Here is a 6,097-nt window from a genome sequence, read left to right on the forward strand (position 1 = left end):
CTCTCGGCCTGAGCTGGGGCCCAACGAACATAGAGTTCCGGTGGACGAACCGGGGTCCAGTCGTAATTGAAGTCAATCCGCGCCTGGATGGCGCGCCTAATCCTCAGCTGGTTCAGCTGGCTTACGGCATCGATCTCGTCACCGAACACATCAAGCTCGTCATCGGCGAGGAATGGGACTTGCGCACAAGGCATTCGCAGACTGCGGCCGCGCGGATCCTGGTTCCTGATCGCGATGGCATTCTTGACTGGATCCATGGCGACAGTCGCGCGGCTGCTGTGCCAGGTGTCGCCGAGGTCAAATTGTATGTTGAACCCAAGATGCCGATCGTCCGGAAAGGCGATTACCGCGACTGGATCGGATATATCATCGCCGTTTCACCCCACGGTACTGCGATGCAGGCAATACTTCAGCGTGCCGCTGACTCTATCAATTGGTCTATCACACAATTCCGGGGCGAACAGGAACAATCGGCAGTCACTCACGTGCCCGCCCCACCCACCAACTCGGACCCGCGGCCCCACACTGCGGTGATAGATTTTATCGAGGGGACACGCATCGTTACCGATGATGAACTGCAAGCCAACAGTATCATGCGTTATCACGTCACAAAATTCTATCGTGAGCAGATCATCAACAGCGGTTACTATGAACGGCTGAAGTACATTGTGGAGCCCTCATTCGAGGAGTTCAAGAGTCCCGGCAACCTGGATACGAGCGGCGAGCAAGACAACACGGTCGTACCCGGATTTCAGCACAAGTACGCCCAAACCGGATTGTTGCTAGTAACGGACCGCTGCGCTTCATATTGTCGTTATTGCCTTCGCAAACGCATGATCGGCAAGGATTCCGATGAAGTAGCAGCGGATTTCGTCGGAATCGCGCAATATATTTACGACCACTCCGAGATAACGAATGTTCTGTTATCGGGGGGCGACCCGTTCGTGCTCAGCACAGCAAAGCTCAACAAAATTCTTGACCACCTGCTGCCAATTTCACGTCTTGATTCGATTCGATTCGGCACGAAAACACTCGCCTATCAGCCCAAGCGGTTCGAGGATCCCGCTCTACGGGCTTTGTTCCAACGGATCCATGAAGCTGGCAAGGCCGCAGTGATCGTCACACACTTCGACCACATCGGTGAAATCTCCGCAGATGCGGAGCGCAACGTTCGCTCCTTGCGCGCACAGGGTGTGCAGTTCCTGAACCAAACCGTGCTTCTGGCGAAAGTTAATGATGATCCCGAGATCTTGGCTGCCACCTTTGCCAAGTGTCACCAAGTAGGTATCCGCCCTTATTATCTCTTTCAGGCCAGGCCGGTGAGAGGCGCATCGCATTTTCAGGTTTCACTCCGCCGCGGAATAGAGATTGCGCGCGGTATCAACCAACGCCTCAGCGGCATCCAAAAAACATTCAAATACGCCATGTCACATTACACAGGAAAGATCGAGATCCTCGACCTGGGAGCCGATGGCCGGGTGTACATGCGATATCATCAAAACAAGACTCCCGAAAAGATCGGCAAGATTTTTTCCCGGCCGCACCTCGAGGGCGCCTGCTGGTTAGACGATTTGCCCGAAGGATAAGATCGAAAGGTACGCAGAATACGGCGTTCTCAGCCCTGAGAGAGTGATAGTATCCTCGGTCAACGTCGAGAAAGAAGGCTGCCCGACCGCGCGATTGCAGCACCTAAAAAAATAACGGTCGCAAATATGTGCGCGTAGCGCCGGCCGGCGAGCCGTTCCCGCATCACGAAATGTTTCGCCAACCGGAGTTCGCCGGCTACGTTGCGCCGGCTATTCTAAGGCCTGTTGAGATTCATCGTGAGTTTATGACAGCGGCGGCAAGATGGATGATGGCGTTGAAGCTCTGGTCGGTTTTGTCGGCTCGCATGGCAATGCGCTTGAACTCCTTGAGTTTGCAGAAGAAGTTTTCGATCAGATGACGCCATTTGTAGAGTTCAAGGTCGAGAGGCAGCGGCAAGGCGCGCCTCTGATGTTGCGAGATGACGATCTTGGCGCCGCGCTCGTTCAGATCGGCGATGATGGTGTTGCTGTCAAAAGCCTTGTCGGCAATCAGCCCGCCGAAGGAGAGGCCGTCGATGAGTGGCGCAACGCCTACCGTATCAAAACGATGGCCGGGCAGGAGAACGAAGCGCACGAGATTGCCGAGTGCATCGGTGAGTGCGAGAATCTTGGTGGTCATATCGCCCTTGGAGCGGCCTATGGCCTGGCTTTGAGTCCCCTTTTGCGCCCTGGCCGTGGCGGTGGACCTTGACGATGGTTGCATCGACCCGCGCGTTGCTCGGGAACTGACTGACCTGATCGCCCGGCGCGGCAAGCCGGACATGATCGTTCCCCACCACGGCACAGAGTTCACCTCGAACGCCATCCATTCCAATTACACGTCTCATTGGCTCCCTCTCTCCTTGAACCAGGAGATCAAGCGGCGTACCCTGGTCGTCCGCATCTTCCCCAGTCAGCAGAGCTGTCTGCGGCTGGTTCGGGCACTGGCGGTGGAGATCCACGAGAACTGGCTCGAGGCGACCCGCTACCTCAATATGGATCATTTGCGCGAGCACAAGAAGGAGAGCCTGAGGGCATTGGCCGCCTGAGACGCGGCCGCCATGTCCGCCGCTCCGCTAAACACGGGGGCTGCGCGGCGGACACGCCAACGTCACCGCTGAATGCCACGCCATCTTTTGCAGAACTTGACGCACACAACTGGCGGCGTCGCGAGGCGCCCCCCTTAATCCCGATCAATCTGAATCTCACAGGCTGTCAAGCGAAGTTAGGATTTGACCCCGCATTACCTCACGTTGATTGTTACCAATAGTGTCGCCGTCCCGAGGGAATGAAGCCGTTGTTGGTCATCCTGATTCGGAGGCTGGATGGCGGGGCGGGTTAGCATGGCGACACGGTTGGAATTGGGTGAAGCGATTGTCGAGCGCTATCCATCGAGCTGCCGGGCCGACAAACAACGGATTTTGGACGAGTTCGTCGCAGTTACCGGCTATCATCGCAAACATGCGATCCGGGTGTTGCGACCTCGCGCTGCCGGTCCCTCGCCCACCAGACAATATCCGGTGCTTTATGGCGACCGAAGTTCGGGAGGCGCTGGTGGCATTGTGGGAGGCGTCCGATCGCCTTTGCTCGAAACGGCTGAAACGGCTAATTCCCATTTTGCTGGCGGCTCTTGAGCGGCATGGCCGGCTCGGTCTGGATGGCGAACTTCGCGACAAGCTGCTGACGATCATCGCAGCGACGATGGATCGCCTGCTTTCGGAAGTGCGTGCTGTAGCTCGCGGCGGGCAGCGCCGTCGCGCCGGACTGAGTTCTGCGGTGCGTCGGTCGGTCCCGGTGCGCACCTTCGGCGACTGGAACGATCCGCCGCCCGGATATTTCGAGGTCGACTTCGTTGCCCATTCCGGCACCTCTTCGTCCGGCAGCTTTGTGCAAACGATGGTCTTGACTGATATTGCCACAGGCTGGACCGAGTGCGTGCCGGTGCGGACGCGAGAAAGTGGTCTTGTCATCGCTGCCATCAAGCGGGCCAGGTCGTTGTTCCCCTTTCCGCTGCAAGGCGTGGACTTTGACAATGACAGCGCCTTCATGAATGAACTCGTGGTCTCCTGGTGCAGAAGTGAAGGATTGGAAGTGACGCGTTCCCGTGCTTATCGGAAGAATGATCAGGCATGGGTCGAGCAGAAGAACGGTGCCATCGTCCGTCGCCTGGTCGGCTATGGCAGGTTCGTGGGTGCGGAAGCCACGGCGGCGCTTGTTCGTCCCTATGACGCAGTGCGGCTGCACGGCAATCTCTTCCAGCCCTCGTTCAAGCTGCGAGAGAAGACCCGTATCGGCGCGCGTGTGATCAAGCGCTATCATCCGCCAGCGCCGCCGGTCGAGCGTGTATTGGCCCATCCCGAGGTGGCGGAGGTCGACAAGGAGCTGTTGCGTGCGATGCTCGCAACGGCGGACCCGGTGATGCTGTTCACCTGCATCCGTGCGGCACAAGAAGATTTGGGAAGACGCGTTGATCGTCGTGGAGTGCAAGCAACGCCACAGGAACCGGTCGTCATCGATCTGCAGCGCTTCACCGCAAATCTGAAGACGGCTTGGCAGGGCGGTGAGGTGCGACCCACCCATAAGGCCTTATCGGCGGACAAAGCCTTATCCGAAGAGACCGAGCATGCTTGAGCCTATGAGGCTCAGATTCGGGCATGGTTGGAGGCCGAGCCGACGCTCTCGGCAGCCCTCGTGCTGCAGCGGTTGATGAACGTCGATCAAACACGGTTCACGAACAAAAGCCTGCGGACGGTGCAAATAGTGGTGAAAGCCTGGCGTAAAGAGACAGTCGTTGAAATCATCAATGGCGACTGGATGGCAATCTCCCCGCTTCTTCAACCCGCCACATCGTTAGGTAACATTCTTCGGTGAGGCAACAGGGGGGCAGTTTCTCAATTCGGCCGACTTAGAGCACGTCCCGTGATCGATGAATCGATTTGATGTGACGACGGCGTCCGGGGGTGATTCCACATCCACCTCGATGGAGGTGGATTATGGGAAGAGCACTGAGCGGTGATCATAGGTCAAGGGTCCTGACGGCTTGGGACGAAGGCATGTCGGCGCGGCAAGCGGCGGCCCGGTTCGGCGTGGGAGTGTCCAGCGCGATCCGCTGGATTGCGCGGGCAAAGATCGGCGAACTGGCCACGCCCGCAGGGCCGCCGCCGCGCCTCCAGCCTCGATGCGCATGAAGCGTTCATCGTCGGGCTGATCGAGGAGCGCAAGGACATCACGCCGAACGAGATGGTGGAGCGGCTCGTCGCCGAGCAGTCGGTGCGGCGCCTTAAGCGCCTGGCTTCGCGGCCACGGCTGGACATTCAAAAAACGTATGCCCCGCCCGTCGGCAAGAGGTTTATTTCCGATGGCGGCTGGTCTCCATCAACGTATACGGCGTGTCGGCTGATTGCCGTCGGCAAGATGGAGATTCGGACGCTGCCGGCCTCATTAAAGTCACGGCGTCGAAGCGCCATCTTTTGAACCAGGCTTCCAGAACGTCGGTTCGACCGTCAGGCCATCTTTCAAAGTCCTCCCGCAGACATCTCGGTCGGGGGCGTCCATGTGTCGCCGCTGACCTAATTATTTCAGGCGGCTGCCATGGCTTGGTCGGCCTCGAAGGGTGCCTCGCGACGCAATATTACCCATGCGATGCGGGCGAGTTTGTTGGCCAGCGCCACGACCATGCCGTCTGACGAGCAGGCTACGCAGCCACGCGCCCAGCAACGTCAGGCTTCGGGCCAGCGACGGCAAGGCTCCACACCTGGAACGCTCATGAGTCGCCGGCAGACTTGCTCCTGGCGGGCTGCTTTGTCAGTCGCTCGAGGGATGTCTGCGCATCTGGGTCTGACCCCGGCACGTTACCAATCTGGCGAAACGGACATTCAGGGCAAGGTGAGCCGATGCGGTGACGAACTCGCCCGCACGGCCCTCTATGAGGCGGCTCATTCGCTGCTCGTGCTAAGCAAGAAATGGTCGAGCGCTCAGAGCGCGGGGCGTCGCCAAACTGCGCGGTATGGCTCGAGCCCGAGTTGCTTTTGCCCGCAAGCTCGCTGTCATCCGCATCGCATGTGGAGTGATGCAACAGAATTCCGCTTCGGCAAGGCACCGGGCCGCGTATCGGCATGAAATGGGGATAACGGACCAACGAAGGAGGAATTGATTCCGCCCGAAAGGGCGTGATCCGGATCGTTCCCGTGGGGACGACGGGCAAGGTGATCTCGTTAGCAGGCACGATCCTGGCCGAACTCTGCCAAGGTCGTTCAACAGATTGGGATGCCTCGCTCTACTGACCCCATCGTGCGGCGTATTAGCACTACTTTGGCAGATTTTTAGTTCCGGGAGCGTTTCGAGGATTCCCAAGAGCGGTTTTGCGTGATTCATGAGAGGTCGGCTGTTGGAGGGGCCGGCCATGAACAGGGATTGGCAACTCGATCTGGAGCGGTGGCTTGAGCCGTTCGTCTCGGCGTTGAGGCACAAGACGCGTGCGCGGATGTGTCCGGCCTATATTGCTGGGCTGATTGGCCTTGGGGATCGCAAGA

General features: G+C 58.6%; 3 protein-coding genes and 5 pseudogenes. 7 read left to right on the forward strand and 1 reads right to left on the reverse strand.

What is annotated here, in order from left to right:
* Positions 1–452: pseudogene (locus tag NKI95_RS33860) on the forward strand (ATP-grasp domain-containing protein); the annotation flags it as partial.
* 81 nt (positions 453–533) lie between these two features.
* On the forward strand, positions 534–1,586 hold the full coding sequence (locus NKI95_RS34610) for a KamA family radical SAM protein (protein WP_502909292.1): 1,053 nt from the start codon (positions 534–536) through the stop codon (positions 1,584–1,586).
* Between the two features lie 232 nt (positions 1,587–1,818).
* Here the strand turns inward: NKI95_RS34610 and NKI95_RS33865 are convergent.
* Positions 1,819–2,299: pseudogene (locus NKI95_RS33865) on the reverse strand (IS5 family transposase); the annotation flags it as partial.
* Positions 2,300–2,428: 129 nt separating this feature from the next.
* Between NKI95_RS33865 and NKI95_RS33870 the strand changes: the two are divergent.
* The 5 genes and pseudogenes from NKI95_RS33870 to NKI95_RS33885 form a co-directional block, all read left to right on the forward strand.
* A pseudogene (locus NKI95_RS33870) lies at positions 2,429–2,614 on the forward strand (transposase); the annotation flags it as partial.
* Between the two features lie 478 nt (positions 2,615–3,092).
* On the forward strand, positions 3,093–4,196 hold the full coding sequence (locus NKI95_RS33875) for an integrase catalytic domain-containing protein (RefSeq protein ID WP_352722189.1): 1,104 nt from the start codon (positions 3,093–3,095) through the stop codon (positions 4,194–4,196).
* A gap of 60 nt (positions 4,197–4,256) precedes the next feature.
* A complete protein-coding gene (locus NKI95_RS34615; RefSeq protein WP_502909293.1) occupies positions 4,257–4,436 on the forward strand; it encodes a hypothetical protein in 180 nt (59 codons plus the stop codon).
* Positions 4,437–4,558: 122 nt separating this feature from the next.
* A pseudogene (locus NKI95_RS33880) lies at positions 4,559–4,881 on the forward strand (helix-turn-helix domain-containing protein); the annotation flags it as partial.
* 503 nt (positions 4,882–5,384) lie between these two features.
* A pseudogene (locus tag NKI95_RS33885) lies at positions 5,385–5,684 on the forward strand (transposase); the annotation flags it as partial.
* Positions 5,685–6,097 lie beyond the last annotated feature (413 nt).

This window comes from Mesorhizobium sp. M0306, assembly GCF_040321655.1.
GTDB lineage: Bacteria > Pseudomonadota > Alphaproteobacteria > Rhizobiales > Rhizobiaceae > Mesorhizobium.

What these genes read in the sequence shown, in the direction of transcription:
- NKI95_RS33875 (WP_352722189.1), top strand. Translation starts at nt 3,093, where the DNA reads ATGGCGACCGAAGTTCGGGAGGCGCTGGTGGCATTGTGGGAGGCGTCC.